The organism is Flavobacterium sp. (genome assembly GCF_024305175.1).
GTDB lineage: Bacteria > Bacteroidota > Bacteroidia > Flavobacteriales > Flavobacteriaceae > Flavobacterium.
In genome coordinates this window covers 1-16,738 of record NZ_JAMWYY010000063.1, presented here as the reverse complement: position 1 = coordinate 16,738, position 16,738 = coordinate 1, and the positions used below count along the sequence as shown (strand labels likewise).

Annotated in this window: 9 protein-coding genes; 1 reads left to right on the top strand and 8 read right to left on the bottom strand. The window is 43.0% G+C overall.

All coding sequences use genetic code 11. From position 1 onward, the window contains the following. Positions 1 to 203 precede the first annotated feature (203 nt). The 7 genes from Q0K96_RS12755 to Q0K96_RS12725 form a co-directional block, all read right to left on the bottom strand. Positions 204 to 4,886, bottom strand: coding sequence for a choice-of-anchor L domain-containing protein (locus Q0K96_RS12755; RefSeq protein ID WP_297334368.1), 4,683 nt, complete (start codon positions 4,884 to 4,886; stop codon positions 204 to 206). Between the two features lie 111 nt (positions 4,887 to 4,997). After that, the gene (locus Q0K96_RS12750; protein ID WP_297334367.1) at positions 4,998 to 7,253 is read right to left on the bottom strand and encodes a T9SS type A sorting domain-containing protein; all 2,256 of its coding nucleotides are present in this window, start codon (positions 7,251 to 7,253) and stop codon (positions 4,998 to 5,000) included. 121 nt (positions 7,254 to 7,374) lie between these two features. Beyond that, positions 7,375 to 8,988: a tetratricopeptide repeat protein gene (locus Q0K96_RS12745; RefSeq protein WP_297334366.1), complete on the bottom strand. Its 1,614-nt coding sequence runs from the start codon at positions 8,986 to 8,988 to the stop codon at positions 7,375 to 7,377. Between the two features lie 157 nt (positions 8,989 to 9,145). After that, a complete protein-coding gene (gene bioB / locus Q0K96_RS12740; RefSeq protein WP_297334365.1) occupies positions 9,146 to 10,228 on the bottom strand; it encodes a biotin synthase BioB in 1,083 nt (360 codons plus the stop codon). Between the two features lie 61 nt (positions 10,229 to 10,289). Next, on the bottom strand, positions 10,290 to 10,766 hold the full coding sequence (locus Q0K96_RS12735) for a hypothetical protein (RefSeq protein ID WP_297334364.1): 477 nt from the start codon (positions 10,764 to 10,766) through the stop codon (positions 10,290 to 10,292). Between the two features lie 187 nt (positions 10,767 to 10,953). After that, positions 10,954 to 12,276 (bottom strand): HTTM domain-containing protein, encoded by a 1,323-nt coding sequence (locus Q0K96_RS12730; RefSeq protein WP_297334363.1) that lies wholly within the window; start codon positions 12,274 to 12,276, stop codon positions 10,954 to 10,956. Further along, positions 12,276 to 13,208, bottom strand: a complete 933-nt coding sequence (locus Q0K96_RS12725) for a bifunctional riboflavin kinase/FAD synthetase (protein WP_297334362.1) — start codon at positions 13,206 to 13,208, stop codon at positions 12,276 to 12,278. Before Q0K96_RS12725 ends, Q0K96_RS12730 begins: the two co-directional genes overlap by 1 nt. 237 nt (positions 13,209 to 13,445) lie before the next feature. On the opposite strand from Q0K96_RS12725, the gene Q0K96_RS12720 reads away from it, so the two are divergent. Continuing rightward, positions 13,446 to 16,106 carry a reprolysin-like metallopeptidase gene (locus Q0K96_RS12720; protein ID WP_297334361.1) on the top strand — a complete coding sequence of 887 codons (2,661 nt, stop codon included), beginning with the start codon at positions 13,446 to 13,448 and terminating at the stop codon, positions 16,104 to 16,106. Between the two features lie 48 nt (positions 16,107 to 16,154). Here the strand turns inward: Q0K96_RS12720 and Q0K96_RS12715 are convergent, their stop codons facing one another. Then, positions 16,155 to 16,655: a hypothetical protein gene (locus Q0K96_RS12715; RefSeq protein WP_297334360.1), complete on the bottom strand. Its 501-nt coding sequence runs from the start codon at positions 16,653 to 16,655 to the stop codon at positions 16,155 to 16,157. Between the last annotated feature and the right edge of the window lie 83 nt (positions 16,656 to 16,738).

Here is a 16,738-nt window from a genome sequence, read left to right as displayed (position 1 = left end):
GTGTGTAATGAGGGTCCTGCTGGGCCGAGCTCTCAGCAAGGCCTAACAGCCCCAGCAGGGTAGCAAAGTATAATTTTTTCATGGTTTTATGGGTTAAAGAGCAATATGTAAGGCAAATATAACATTATCTTAAGAAGATGAATGCATCAGGTGTTAAATTATGTTAAATTCAAACTATTATATTTGCCTTACACAGCTCATTATTATTCTGCGCGGTTTAGATAAATCCAGCCTGTAACGGCGGGGCCTCTTTCGCGTGTCAGGCTATAAAAATAAGTACCCGTAGGCAGTTCGCTACCGTTTTCATCCTGTCCGTGCCACTGGTTTGTATAGTTTTCTTTTTCATAAACCACAAGCCCGTAACGGTTGAAAAGCACCAGCTTTTTAACCCCTACGCCCGAAAGGTCGAAAGCATCATTAAGCCCGTCACCATTTGGCGATATACCTCTTGGTATAAGGCACGGGTTCTCTCCCACAGTGGCAGAAGCCGTAAGGGTGCAGCCCTCGGCAGTCGTTACAATTACTATATATTCGCCCGGTGCAGTTATTTCTATCTCGCTTTCTGTAGCGCTAAACCCACCGGGGCCGCTCCAGTTGTATTGGGCATCTTCAACAACAAAAGAACCATCTGTTGCCGTAATGCCTAACTTATAGGCGTTACCATCACAAAAATCTTCCACAGCCAGTCCCGGATTAATGGTAAGGGCACTAACTGTAAAGCTCTTAATAGCATGGCAGCCTGTAATATCATTGTTAATTCGAACGTACAGTTCCTGGGTGGCAGTATTGCTTTCATAAGTCATGCCTATGCTGTTTAACTGGTTTTCGGCATCGCTCAATGTTTCATAATAAGCAATTGTATAATCATCAGCATTAAGCCCCTCTGTTATAACGCTGTTATTTTGGCTAAGGTCAAAAACAGCAGTGCCGTTAGTGTCGCACAGGGTAAGGTCTGCCGGCTCGCCTGTTACATCAGCCACCGGTTCATAATATTCTATTACTATAGACTCTGTAGCTGTACAGGTTGAAGAAAGGTAAAGTGCCTCAATGCTGTATGTTCCGGGCTCGTTTACCGTAAGTGCCGGACCGGTTTCGCCTGTAATTTCTACATCATCCTTAAACCATTTTATAGTATACAGTGCAGGGTCAAGCTCACTGTCTATAGTGTAGCTTTCGCCTTCGCATAAAGCGTTTAAAGATGCTATCAGCCTGTCTTCGCCTAAATCCATAGCACCAATATCAAACGGGCCTATAAATACGGCAGAGTCCAGCAGTTCATCATTACGGTCAGCTATAACCAGCTTAATGTGGTAAACAGTATTAACCGTAACAGTAGACTGTGCCGTAAGCATAACCGTTTGGCCATTGTAGTTGATATCTGCGCTTATAGCATTGCCGCCTTCATTATTTTGGGCATAGTATTCCTCATTTACAGCATCGCATTCGTCATTTGCATCATCCCTAATGGTAACAACAGATATTGGCACATCTGTTCCCGGCAAAACAGCCAGGTTGGTTGTTTCGCCTGTTTCTGTATTGGTAAGGAAAAACGCAAAAGCATCAGAGAAGGTACATTGGTATGTTCCGTACTCTTCAGACGCAAATATGAATGGAAAACTGATATTATCTGTAAGCGGAACAAAATCAAATTCAATAACAGTGGCGTTATTATAGTCTTCGAGCTCCGCATCTATACCCAGTGCCTGTATGTAATTGAAAAGATCTTCATCTCCTGTCCACGCTTCATTGCCTTCGCTAAGCTCGGATGTATTAGGGCCTCTTGCATCTATTGCGCTGCCGGTGCTTAATACAATCCCTTCTTCTATAGGAAAGTCCGAATCACCCTTAGTAAAGTAAGCAATACCGTTTGCCGAATTAAACCCGTCTGTATTGCCTGTTTTCCAGCTCAGGTTGTTTACCTGTGCACAGGCAGTGCTTACTAATACTTCTTCTATTAATTGCGGAACGGTATAGGTGGTATCATCAGTAAATATTGGCTGTTGTGGTGTGCTCACACAAATCTCGAAAGAGGTGTTCTGGCCAATTGCATCAGTAAAAGTATATACCCTTACATAATAGGTTTCGCCGGGTGTAAGAAATGATGCATTTATACTGTTGTTGTTTGTGCAGTATATGCCTGACAGTGCATTACAGTCTGCCCCTGAATATACAGCCATAACGAGAGAATTGGTACTGCCGGTAATGTTTTGAAGGCTTATATCATGATTTGTTTTTGTAGCTGTAAAAGCAAACCATACATCATCATCAGGCGTGCCACTACATGTAGCTGCTAAGGCAGAAGGCGTAGCCGAGTATATTGTGCCTGCAACAGTTTCGGTGCATTCATTACCCTGATTTACCGGAACAACCGTTGCATTTTCGCATTCATCGTTAGCGGGCGGCGGCGGGGGAGTAGCCACACATACAGTAAATGTAGTATTTTGCCCTGTTGTTGCTGTAACCGAATATACCCTGATTTTATAAACCTGCCCCGGCGTAAGCCCTGTGGCAAGGCTGCTGTTAAGGTCGCTGCAATACAGTTGGGTTAAAGTTCCGCACTCATCCCCTGAATATACCGTATGGAAAAGGTCGGTAGTGCTGCCCTGTATGTTATCAAGCTTTATTGTGTGGGTGTTGTTTGTAGCCGTAAACCGATACCACACATCGTCGTCATCACTGCCTATGCATGTGTTTGGTTCAGCAGATGCCGTTGCTGCCAGTAAAGTACCCGGCACTGTTTCGGTACAGGCATCCGTAGCGTTAACCGGAACATTGGTTGCGGCAGCGCAATCATCATTAACAGGCGGATCGGGCACTGTTCCTACGCAAATACTAAAAGAGGTGTCCTGCCCGGAAACAGAGGTAAAAGTATAAACCCTTACTTTATAGGTTTCTCCTGCAGTTAGGCCCGTTGCTGTACTGTTGTTAGGGTCGCTGCAATATAACTGGGTTAAAGCCCCGCAGTCATTACCCTGATATACAGCATGAACAAGGTTGCTTGTGCTGCCTGCAATATTAGTAATATTTATGGTATGAGAATCTGATGTTGCCGTAAACTCAAACCACACATCGTCATCATCATTGCCTGTGCAGCTGTTCGGCTCAGCCGATGGTGTTGCGGCATATACAGTACCGTTGGTTACAGCAGTGCACTCTAATGTCGGGTTTACAGTTAAAGCGGTGGCATTGCCGCAATCGTCATTTGCAGGTGGCGGGGGTGGCGTGGCAACACAAACATCAAATGAAGTGGTTTGCCCGGGTGTACCTGTAAATGAATATACCCTAATTTTATAGGTTTCGCCCACGGTTAAACCTGTAGCCATACTATTATTGGGGTTGCTGCAATATAGCTGGGTTAAAGCCCCGCAGTTGTCGCCCTGGTACACCACATGAAATAAATCGGGCGTGCCACCTGTAATGTTAATAAGGCTTATAAGGTGGGCTGTGCCGGTAGCGGTAAATTCGAACCATACATCATCATCGTCATTACCGCCGCAGCTATTGGCCTGCGGTGATGCCGTAGCCGAATATAAGGTTCCGGGTGCGGTAAGTATGCAGTTTTCTGCCGTATTTACAGGTACGGTTACAGCTCCTGCACATTCATCATTAGCAGGCGGTGGCGGTGGTGTTGCAATGCATACTGAGAATGTAGTGGTTTGCGGTTCACCAGAAACGGAATATACCCTGACTTTGTAGGTGCTGCCAATAGTAAGGTTTATAGCGTCGCTTTGGCTGTCATTACTGCAATAACGCAGCGCCAATGTACCACAGGTATTTTCGTATACTGCATGCACGAGGTTAGCTGTACTGCCTGAAAGCGTATTAAGCTGGATAATATGCGATGTGTTTTCTGCCGTAAACTCAAACCATACATCATCATCCGCAACACCTGTACAGGTATTGGGCTGAGATGAAGGCGTTGCTGCTATAAGTGTTCCAGTTACAGTGGTATCGCAAAGCAGGGTAGGGTTAACAGGCACCGTTGTTGCATTATCACAATCATCGTTATCGGGTGCTGTATAAACAGTAGTAAAGGTTTGCGGCTGGCTCCACACACCCGGCACACCCGGGTCGCAATATGCCCTTATCCTTACTTTATAGGTGGTTGAGTCGTCCAACCCTTGTGCAAGGTAAGGCGAGCCTGTAGTGGTAATGTTGCCGGTGCCTGTAAAAGGTTCATTTACAGGTACTATTTCAATTTCCCATTGCAGGGGAGCGCCTGTATCTGTCCAGCTTATCTCTGCCGAGTTAAGCGTTATATCTTCTTCGGGTATTACTACATTAGTTGGGGCATCACAAATCTGCAAAACACTGAAATCATCTACCAGCCACCTGTCGCCGTCATCATTCTGCATTACAAGCGCTACATATACCTGCTGCCCGTAGTATTCGGCAGGTATATCTACCACTTTTTCAAGATAAACATTCGGTACAGGGTTAAGCTGTGGCTCTGTCCAGCTTTGCAGTACAGTATAAGCAGCAAGGTCTCCCTGGGTTGCAGCGGTTGATATTCTTACTTCATAAACATTACCTTCATTAATCGCCGTTGTAACACGTGAAAAAAAGCGTATCTGCCCATTTTCAGGCATGGTAAACAGAGGCGTTATAAGCCAGTCTTCGGCAAAGCCCGCAGGCACGGGCTCGTCACCCAGATAAGCAGCATGGCTGCCTGTGTGCGGAGGTTGCAAAGGGTTACCTAAAGTGCTTCTTACCCATTTAATACTGGTGCCAATTCCGTTGTCATAAATTCCCCATCCGCCCGGCGGTCCCGTATTTGACCCTGAACCCGGCAGCCAGGGGTCTTCAAACCCTTCACTAAATTCCTGTGCATAGCCACACAGTGCCGTTATAATAGCAATAGCGGTTATAAAAAGTTTCTTTTTCATGTTTTTTATTAACTAACGTATGATATAAAATGCATTTTGCAGGTCGGTACGGACTGCAAAATGTAATAATTAGCCTGCCGAAATGATGTTACGGCAGGCTGTAGTAACTGATTATTTTTTGATTAATTTTTGAGATGCAGATTTACCTTCCGCCGTTTCTGCTTTGATAAGATACATGCCTGCAGAAAGAGATGCAATATTCAACTGGCCTGTACTGCCCTGCAATACTTTTTGTCCTGTTAAGCTGTAAACAGCTACAGAAGCGGCAGGGGCATTATCAATACTAATAGTAACAACATCTGATGCCGGATTTGGGTAAACTGTAAGCTTACTTGCCGTTTTTACAGGATTATCAGTGCCAAGCTCACCTACCTCGAAGCTGTAACGTATAACACCTGCATCTACAGTGCCTATGTAGGCATTTATAGTGTCGTCTGCAAAGTTAAAGTCCATAGTATAGGAGTGCAGGTAATTAAGTTCTGCAGGGGTTACAGTAATCCAGCCATTGCCGTTATAGTACATAACAGCAGCATTTACAGCTTCAGAATTGTATATGCCTGCTGCAATAACACCGTTATCCGTATCAGAATATTTAATTTTCCTGGCAGCAATACCTTCAAGCAACATATCCCAGTTTTCGCCACCGTCTGTAGTTGTATAAATACCGTTAGAAGAAGCAACAGCAAAGCTATTGTCATCAAACGGATTCTTAACAACGCTGAATAGCTCTCCTTCTTCTACAGAAAATATTTCTGTCCAGGTAGTGCCCTCATCAGTTGATCTGTATACTTTACTTCCTAATGTTATGATAAGCGCGTTCTCTGTTTCGGAAGCTGTAGTTAATATACTGCCTGTAAAACCTTCTTCCGGAAGTGTGAGCATTTCAGGGTTTAAATTCTCCATATCGCTTATATCCAGCCTGTATAGTGTGCTTAGGTTATCAAAGTTGCTTAATGCATAATAAATTATGTTCGTATTTTCAGGATCAGACGCCACACCGGTAAAGTTTGGTGAAAACTCACTCATAAGCTGTGTTTTGGTAGCACCATAATCTTCAGAAATATAAAGTGAAGAGCCCATAAAACCTCCTTCATATAAATACAGCCTTCCTTCAACGTTTTCATCAGCATAAAGCTGGTAATCTGATAATGAGAAACTTGAAGGTGGCTCTATATCATAAGAATTGCTGGTATTAGTGTTGTAGTTTTTATGCACAAGCCCGCCCTGTGCAGCATAATATAAATGCTCTGTGCCGTTAAATTTGGTGGCAGCAATGCCACGTATAGCATAAAAAGGTGCTTTAACCTGGGTAAGTGAAGCCCCACCGTTGGTTGTTCGTGCCGGGTACATGTTGGCTACTATAAGCGCTTCTTTACCGTCAAAAGGGTTGATGGTAATTGAAAGCCCGCCATAATATTCATCTTCGGTATATTCTGTACTCGTCCATGTAGTGCCGCCGTCTTCGCTATAAGCAATTTCATTGGTTTCGAGTGCATACATTACCGTTGGTGTATTGGGGTGAAAACGCACTACAGTTATATAATCAAACTGCGCTTCCGACCATTCTACTGGCATTATGTCCCATGTCTCCCCGCCGTCATAAGAGCGGTAAAGATTTTGCACTCCGTCGCCAAAGCTTTGTGATGTGCCTGTAAACAGGTCATCGGCATCTGTAGGGTTAAAATCTATTGAGCTTAAAGGAGTTCCTGCAAGCGTTTCGCTCCATGTTTCACCTGCATCGGCAGAGATAAACATACCGCCATCAATACCATCCGGGCCAAGCCCTCTGGCTATAAACAATTTGTTAGGGTCTGCAGGGCTTATAGCCACATCACTTACAGATACATTATTATAATCTGCCTGCGCATATACCTCTGTCCAGCTTTCGCCGCCCGTTGTGGTATAGAAAACTTTATAACCGTTTAAAGCAGATACATTTAAAATCATAGTATTTCCTTCTGCATCATAAATGTCAAAGTTGTTTACAGAAGGGTTTTCTTCAGGAACAGGCAATGAAATAAAGTTAATGATCTCGGCATCTTCTATGCTTAGTACATAAAAGCCGTTTTGTGCCGCATCAAGCTCAATAACAGTAAAGGCAAGCGTTTCGCCGCCGGGAAGGGTCTTTAAGTTGGTGATGCGCGCCCTGCTGTCAGGAAACGTGTAAAGAAGGTCCCATGTTTGTGCATTATCATAAGAAACTACAACATGGTTTTTAAGTGTTACGGCATATACTTTGTCTTCAACAAGCAGGTCATAATTCAGTCCTTCAAGCCTGCCGTAATCATCTACGGCTTCAAAACTATATTGCGCGTTGCCCGTGTAGCAGGCAAGCATCAATAGTGCGGTTAAAATAAAGTTCTTCATAAATAAATTGGTTTAATGATTAGCAAAATTTTTTCTAAATTTTCAAAAATCAATCTACCAATTCAAAAAATACTATCGGAAAAAGTGTGACACTTAAACGGAAAAAGCGTGATTTAAAATACTAAAGTGCTGATAAATAATCATATAATGAAACGCTTTCGGGTAACTCCATTTTTGCGGCAATCCGCTCTTTTCGCTTTCTGCATGCTTCGGCCGTTATGTTAAACATAGCGGCAATTTCTTTTGTGCTCAGGTTCATATATACATATGATACAAACCTGATATCATTTGCCGTTAAAGCCGGGTGAAGTATTTTTAACCTGTTCAGCATTCCCTGATTTACTTCTTCAAAATGGGTAATAAAACTTTCCCATTCATCATCTGCCTTGAGGTGGTTTTTTAAAGTGTTGAGGTGGTTAGACAACTCCGGATTTTTTGACAGTTCCGGCACCGCAGATAATGAGGCTACTACCTCTTCTATAAGCTGGTTCCTGCCCGAAAGGTAAAGTGCCTTTGCCGAGAGCTTGCGGTTGCGGGCTTCTATTTCACCTTTAAGGCGTTCCTGTTCCAGCAGGGCAGTGGTTTCTTTTTCCTTTATCTGGTTTTCGAGTAGCAGGTTTTCGTTTTTTTCTTTTTCAAGTTCCAGCGCTATAACACGCTCATTGCGTTCTGCAATAAGTTTTTTTTGCTTGTGCTTTGCCGAAATATTCCTTAAGATAAGGACAATAATGGCCACTATGGCAATAATAACGGCTATTATGTAGTAAAAGAGTTTTCGTTCGGCAGCGCTTTTTTCCCGGTTGATTTCCAGTTGGCTTTTGTATTCCTGTATTCCAAATTTTACTTCGTTGCTTTTAAGCAGGGTTTTGTTCTTAATTTCTTCAAGCTGCTCAAGTGTACTTACAACAGAATCTTTATAAGCAAGCGCAGCATTATATTCTCCGTTTTTAGCATGTGCTTCGGCAAGCAGTTCAAAAGCTGACTTTTTAGTTTCGGCGTTGGGTTTTACAGCCAGTATTTTTAATGCGCTTTTAACTGCCATCGCATAATTGCCTTCGGCAAGGTAACTTTTTGCAATGATAAAAAGTATAGAAATGCCTGTTTCATTAAAGTTGAGGTTACGGGCACTTTTATATAGCTTTTCAGCTTTTTCACGTGCCTGTTTTGCATTGCCCCTTAGCAGGTCATTTTCTGCAAGCCCTATTTGTGCCAGCATGAATAATTGTGCATCAGGCTTCAGGTATTCATAAGATTCTAAAATATATTCCCTTGCTTTATCAATGTTGTGGGTTTCATTTGCAAGATTGCCCAAGTTCATGGCATAAAGCCCCCTTTTTATATTGTCGTTATTTTCGCGGGCAATATCATAGGCCCTTTTAAAATATTGCTCTGCCTTTGTATAATCTTTTTCTTTAGAGTATAATATTGCAATGTTATTAAGCACTATCATTTCATCTGTCGGCTCCAGTTCCTTAACCGCAATAGTATAACCCTCAAGATAATAATTGAGCGCTTCGCCATATAATAGCATTGAGTAATAATTAGCCCCTATGTTATTGTTGGCGAGAAAAAGTTGTTTGTGCCACCTGTTTTTTTCAGCAAGGGCCCGCGCTTCAGTCAGCAGTTCTAACGATTTTGCATGCTCACCATCCCACATGTATTCTATCCCTCTTTTTATGATAGAATCGCAGTGTTGCAGGGTACTTCCATGCCCGGCAGTATTTAGTAGTAACAAGAGTAAAAAACAAACAAACTTTATATGTAGTAAATGCTTTAGCATATCATCCAGGAAGGATAGTATCTTCCGTATGCCAAATATAAGCATATATGCTAATCAAATATAAAAAGGCTGCCTATTGGCAGCCTTTAATAATATGAAACAAAAATTTGATTTATTTTTTTCCTGAAGCCTTCAGGTTTCTTTCGATTTTATGTGCTGGCCTTGTCCATTTTGGTTTTTCGCCAAGCGGCTGGTATTGCGATTCTTCTGCTTCCACCGTTTGCGGCTGCGATACTTTGGTAAAAGGCTTTTGCGGAATAAGCCCAAGCATTTCGAACATTTTCATATCCTCGTTCACATCCGGGTTAGGGGTGGTAAGCAGCTTGTCGCCTGCAAAGATAGAGTTGGCACCTGCAAAAAAGCACATGGCCTGGCCTTCGCGGCTCATTTGCGTACGCCCTGCCGAAAGCCTTACCTGTGTTTGCGGCATTACAATACGGGTAGTGGCTACCATGCGTATCATTTCCCATATCTCCACCGGTTTTTCATCTTCCATCGGTGTGCCTTCTACCGCTACAAGCGCGTTAATAGGTACCGACTCCGGCTGCGGGTTTAACGAAGCAAGCGCAACCAGCATACCTGCCCGGTCTTCTATGCTTTCGCCCATGCCTATAATCCCCCCGCTGCAAACGGTAACGTTTGTTTTCCTTACATTCTCTATGGTTTTAAGGCGGTCTTCATAACCACGGGTAGAAATTACCTCTTTATAATATTCTTCAGATGTATCAAGGTTGTGGTTGTATGCATACAAACCTGCCTCGGCAAGCCTTTTTGCCTGTGTTTCGGTAATCATGCCCAGTGTGCAGCATACTTCCATATCCAGCTTGTTGATGGTACGGACCATTTCCAATACCTGGTCAAACTCAGGGCCGTCTTTTACATTTCGCCAGGCAGCGCCCATACAAACACGTGATGATCCCGAGGACTTAGCGCGAAGCGCCTGTGCCTTTACCTGCTGAACGCTCATAAGGTCGTTCCCTTCTATGTCGGTATGATAGCGGGCAGCCTGCGGGCAATAGCCACAATCTTCGGGGCAGCCCCCTGTTTTTATAGAAAGCAGTGTAGAAACCTGCACTACATTAGGGTCATGATATTCGCGGTGAACGGTTGCGGCCCTGTACAGCAGGTCCATAAGCGGCTGGTTGTATAGCTCAATTATTTCTTCTTTCGTCCAATTGTGCCTTGTTATGCTCATAACGGAATTTTATTGTTGCTCCAAAAGTAGCAAATTCCGCTATAATTACCGCATTAACCTGTTATGTGTTTTGGTTGGTATGGTCTTTATCATCTACCTGGTTAATTTTTTCCACCTTATCCTTCCACCATTGCATAAGTGCAAAAGATACAATTGCCGAAGCTGCAAGCCCTTCAATCATAAGGCCCATAACAAATTGCGGTAATGATGGGTCTCCGCCAAAAATATAGCTCGCTACATAACGGTCAAGATAGGCTTCGCCACCCTGTACCTCTACATATATAAGAAAACTTATCAGGGTTAGCACAAGGCTTGTAAAGGCAGTAAGGAATGCCGAGCCAAGATTGGTAAAGTAGCCATAGGTGCCATCGTTATAATCCTGCTTTATAGTGCGGTTAACACCATAAATTACAAATACAAAGTTTACGAGCCTCAGGTAAATCTGGTCTGAGAGGCCTAATGCTTCCATTAACACAAAGAATAGTGCAATGCCTATGTAAATAATAAAGCCGTTAATAACTATCCTCGACACTTTCATAGCTTTTCTGGTTTTTAGGTTATATAGTTCGTTTAATAAATTATTTTACAGTTAGTTAGTTGCCTGCCTTTTGTGCAAGGGTTTTTCTGTAAAAGATTTATACCCGAATTTAGCTATAAAATAGAAAAGTTGAATATCAATTAATAAAACTTTAATAAAAGAAGTATGATTAAAAGTGCAGGGTAAGTTACTGAATTACATTGCCTTTTTCGTCATAAAGCAGTACCCAGTCGCAGTGAAAAAAGTAATCCCATTCAGCAGCGGCAAGGTCGGTTTCAGGGTCTATAAGTGTTTTATAGCGTTCTCCGTTAATGCCTGCTTTTGTATTGGCATATACTGCTACATTAATCCCTTGTTCCTTATACTTTTGCTTTATGCGCTGCGCCATCTGCCATATCATGTCGGGTTTGGTGTCCATGCTGTTTATCTGCTTTTGCGTAAGGTCGTCTGCAAGGCGGTAGGGCAACTGCTCGTTGCTGGCTTTATTTACAACCCTGAAGGTAGTAAAGCCGCTACGGCTGCGAAGCATCATGCGCCAGCTAAGGCGGTGGCCTTCTTCTGTCCATAAAACATCACCTTTAATAAAATGGTGCCTTATTGGCAGTAAGAGCTGTATTATCATATAAGGCACAAAAAAGTAAAGGAGTATATTTTTGCCTTCAGTAGTAACTCCGTATGATGCTACAGCAGGCTTTTTCCTGAAAAATATCTTCCGCATCGTCTCCGGCGGATAAAAGAACACGGCAAAGCTAAGGGCAAAGTAAGGGAATATGCCTATCTCTAACGTTATGGAATTAAATATATGAAAGATCAGCGAGGCTACCAACGCCCAGGTGCGGGTGCGCTTCCATAACAGGAGTGGCACTACCAAAAGATCGAACGCAATACCGGCATAGGCAATAAACAGGTAAAACCATTTTTTAATGGCTATTTCATGAAAAAAGCCGCTTGTGCTGGCATCAAGAAGGTTTTTAGTGAATGTGCCTGTAAGCCAGCCGGGATAGAACTTGGCAATAGTTGCGTAAAAATATACTATGGCTACCTGTACTATCATAACCAGAGAGCACCAGGCAGGCATAGTAAGTTTTTTTAGGGCAGGGTTTTGCTTTGCATCTATAGAGGCATACCGGTGCGCGGGTAAGAATAGCATAATGAGGCAAATAAGTACCAGCAGGTAGTAATGGTTGTTATAAGATGTTTTCTGCATAAAGTAAACACCTGTCCAGAGAAGGGTAAACAACCCCAGCGACAGCCTGTATTTATACCCCAGCATTACAAGCAGCCCCAGTGTGCCCATAGTAATAAAATAATAATACATTCCATTGCCCGGCAGGGGTTGCAGCCAGTCCATGCCTATGTGCGAAAAGGTAAATTGAGGCTCTATAAAATTGCTCTTAACCCAACCGGTAAGTATGGCGCCATAGGTTTCGCAGGCCAGCAGGAAACCGAAGAATATCCTGAAAATTACTAAAGGTGCATTGTCAATTTCAGCAAAAAGGCGGTTTTTCATTAGTCGGATTGTTTAAAGTAATCAAGCGCCGCAGCCCTGTCCTGCTCAAGCTGCATCTTTAAAACGTCAACCGAGGGGAATTTAACCTGGTCGCGCAGCCTTTTGTGCAGGCTTATTGTAAGCGCTGTTTCATACAGGTCTTTATCTATATCAAAAAAGTTAGCTTCTATGGTGCGCGATGTGCCGCCTACAGTAGGGTTGTCACCAATATTCATCATGCCCTGCACTGTTTCGCCGTCTATCTCGCTACTGATAATATATACGCCGTTATCAGGTATCAGCTTATAATCTTCTTTTATATGTATGTTAGCTGTCGGGAAACCAATAGTTCGCCCAAGTTGCCTGCCCTGAACCACAATGCCGGTTAAAAAATAATTATAACCCAGATATTCATTAGCGGTGGTTATATCGCCGCTTTCCAGGGCGTGGCGTATTTTGGTAGAGCTTACAGAAACCTCGTTTACCTCTAAAGCCGAAATTTGCTCTACTTCAAAACCATATTCTTCCCCAAACTGAAGCAGGTCGGTAATAGTGGCGGTACGGTTACGCCCAAAGCGGTGATCGTGCCCTATAATAATTTTGCTTATGTTAAGCTTTCCTACAAGTATGTCCTTTACAAATTCCTCGGCAGTAAGGCGCGAAAAGGCATGGTCAAACGGATGGATGATAAGGTTCTCTACTCCGTAATCTTCTAACAGTGCCGCTTTTTCAGCCATAGTATTCAGCAATTTAATATCGCTGTTTTGCTGCAGCACCATGCGTGGGTGCGGAAAGAATGTAAGTACTACGCTTTCATGGCCGGTAGCCCTGCTGCTGTTAAGCAGCTTATCCAGGATTTTTTTATGCCCTTTGTGCACGCCGTCAAAAGTACCAAGGGTAACGGTTGTTTTTCCTGATGGTTCGAACTCTTGTATGGAATTGTATATTTTCAAACTTAAAAGTATTGAACAGCAAATTTAAATATCTGTTTTTAAAAAGAAGAGAAATATACCTGTTTTTAATCTGCAGATTACCCTTTTGCCGTATATAGCAGTAACGGTTCTTATCTTATCAGCCTTTCTTTGCATAAAATTGTGATATTTCAGCTTTTTTATATAAATAGTATTGGTAAACCACTTTTCATAAAACATAAATTAATAATTTAGTAATTCTTTTAAAAACAATAAAATATGCGTAAAAGTTTACTTGTTGTCTGCATGGTCATGTTGTTTGCCAACGGCTTTGCACAAAACTTCTGGAACAGAGCCGATAAGGATAAACTGGCAACTGCCGAGAAAACAGAACGGGTATCTTATCCTACCAAAAGTACTGTTTTCAGCCTTGACATTACTGCGCTTAAAGCAGCTCTTCAAGGCGCACCGCAAAGGGGCAGTTTTACAGGATCATCAGTTATAGTGCCGTTTCCTGACGGAGATGGTAACATAAAGCATTTCAGGATATTTGAGGCATCAGTTATGCACCCTGACCTTGCTGAGCAGCATCCGGATATAAAAAGCTATGCGGGGCAGTGTATTGAAAGCCCTTCGTCTTCCATACGTTTCAGTATAACACTTTTCGGGCTGCACGCCATGATGTTCTCTGCAAAGGGTACATCTTATATAGACCCTTATACGAAAGACGGTAACTACTATATTGCCTACAAACGCGAAAACCTGAAAGGCCCTCGCAATTTTGGCTGTCTTGTAAATGAGGAAGTACCTGAAGAAGACACGGCACAGCGCCAGCCCCTGTCGGTTAACGCAAGTGACGGTATTTTGCGTACCTACCGCCTTGCAATGGCGTGTACTGTAGAGTATGCGGCTTTTCATGTTAATGCTGCGGGACTTAATAATGCCACAACAGCCGAAAAAAGGGCGGCAGTGCTGGCTGCCATGAATGTTACCATGACCCGCGTTAACGGGGTTTACGAACGTGACATGGCTATTACAATGGAGATAGTGCCCAATAATGAGAATATCATATACATAACATCAGACAATCTTGCCAATGATAATGCCGGTACGCTGATTAGCCAGATACAGACTGTAATAAACAATGCTATAGGCTTTACCAATTATGATATTGGCCACGTGGTATCTACAGGCGGCGGAGGGCTTGCTTCTCTGGCGTGTGTGTGTACCTCTGATAAGGCAAGAGGTGTAACAGGCAGCTTTGCACCTGTTGGCGATCCGTTTGATATTGACTATGTAGCTCACGAAATGGGCCACCAGTTTGGGGCGTCGCATACTTTTAATAATTCGTTTCAGCGTAATGGCCCTACAGCGGTAGAGCCCGGCAGTGGCAGTACCATAATGGCCTATGCAGGCATAAGCCCGCCTAACGTACAGAATAATTCTGACGATTATTTCCATGCTGTGAGCATAGCACAAATGGAAAATTTTATAAATGGCGCCGGTGGCAACTGCCCTGTTGAAACGCCTAACGGTAATTCGGCTCCTGTAATTGCCGATATACCTAACTACACTATACCACGTGCAACTGCCTTTGTGCTGCGCGGTAATGCTACCGATGCCGATGGAGACGAGATTACCTATTGCTGGGAGCAAACCAATGCCAATGGTTCGTTTACAACAATAGATGAAGTGCCTGACCCATTTAATACCAGCGGGCCGAACTTCCGTTCGTTGCCGCCGTCTTTATCGCCAAACCGTTACATGCCTGCGCTGGAAAGTGTTCTTGCCGGTAATTTAACCCCAACCTGGGAGGTAACATCCTCTTTAGGCCGTGTATTTAATTTTGCACTTACAGTACGCGATAACCAGACACCAAACGGCGGGCAGACAAGCCGTGAAAACATAAACGTGACCGTAAGCAGTAATGCAGGGCCTTTCAGGGTATTATCCCAAAATGAAAGTGGTATTACATGGGAGGGTGGCAGCGAACAAACCATAACATGGGATGTTGCGGGCACAACAGCCAACAACGTGAATACATCTAATGTAAACATACTGCTCTCTACAGATGCAGGGCTGACCTTTGATACCGTATTGGCAGCTAACACGCCTAACGATGGCAGCGAAACAATTACAGTACCTGACCTTTCGGCTCCTTTTTGCAGGATTATGATAGAGGGGGCGGGCAATATTTTTTATGCTGTAAACGATGAAGCTTTTTCTGTGGGTGTTGAAGTTACTACCATTTGTGCTGATTATGAAAATATAGCCAATGCCCCGATACCGGATAACGCAACAGTTTACTCGGCATCAGAAATTGAGATTGCCGATGAAGGTATTGTGCAAACGGTAGAGGTGAATGTTGATATTACCCATACTTACATTCAGGATCTGGCATTGTTGATACAAAGCCCTGCCGGAACTATAATTCCGCTTTATTTTGGCAACTGCGGCAGTCAGGACGACCTTAATGTTACCTTTAGTGATGAGGGCAGCCCGATAAACTGTACTTCGCCTACTACAGGCATAGTGTTACCTATAGAGCAGCTCGCAGGTTTTGCCGGCGAGGAAGCAGAAGGTACATGGACGCTGCTTTACGGAGACGGCGCACAGGATGATACGGGTACTTTAAACTCATGGTCTTTAAATATTTGCAGGCAGGGGACTTCGGGTACTAATGATATTTCATTCAGCAACCTTGCCGTATATCCAAATCCCAACAATGGCTCTTTCTCGGTTTCATTTACACCTAAAGGTGAAAGCAATATAACTGTTGCGGTATATGATATGAGAGGCCGTGAGGTTTACCAAAAGCAATATGAAAACAGGGGTGTGTTTGCAGCAACTGTAAATGCACAGGATTTACAGTCGGGTGTATATCTGGTTTCAGTTAGCGATGGTGCCGCCAGGGCAGTACGTAAAATTGTAATTCAGTAATATAAAATACAATATAACAAGGGGCGCCTTCAAAGCGCCCCTTGTTTATTAAAAAGATATGGTAATGTCTTTTAGCTTTTGCCCCTCTACAATATCAGGAAGGGCCATGTATAATTTGTCATTTTTATAATCAATACTGCCGCCTTCAACTTTATAAAAACCGGCTTTGCCTTTGCAAAAACACATTACGCCAAAAAGCATCTTTATTTTTTGCATATCGTTGCCGGTATAGCTTAAAGTTTTGGTGCTATTAGCTACTTCAAAAACTACCTCTTCGGTATAGCCCGCATCTGCCAGTGCCGGATTGGTATCTTTTACATACTTATAGCGTATTACAGTAAAATCTGTATTACGCTCTGTTTTATAATAAAATTTACCTTCAATATCGTCTTCAATTAGTAACGCTGTATTACGCATAATTTCTACGGTACAGTTTCCCGTTTCCGGGCAGGTTTGCGAGGTGTTATTCTTATCCAGCGCCTGCTGCATGTTTTGGCCTGCACAGGATGCAAGCAGGATCGCAAGGCTTAAAACAGCAAAATTTTTCATAAAGTAGTTTTAGTTTTTACTAAAATACAAATTTAAAGCCAAACAAAAATTTAACATTTAAACTTTATGCTGTTATATCAATA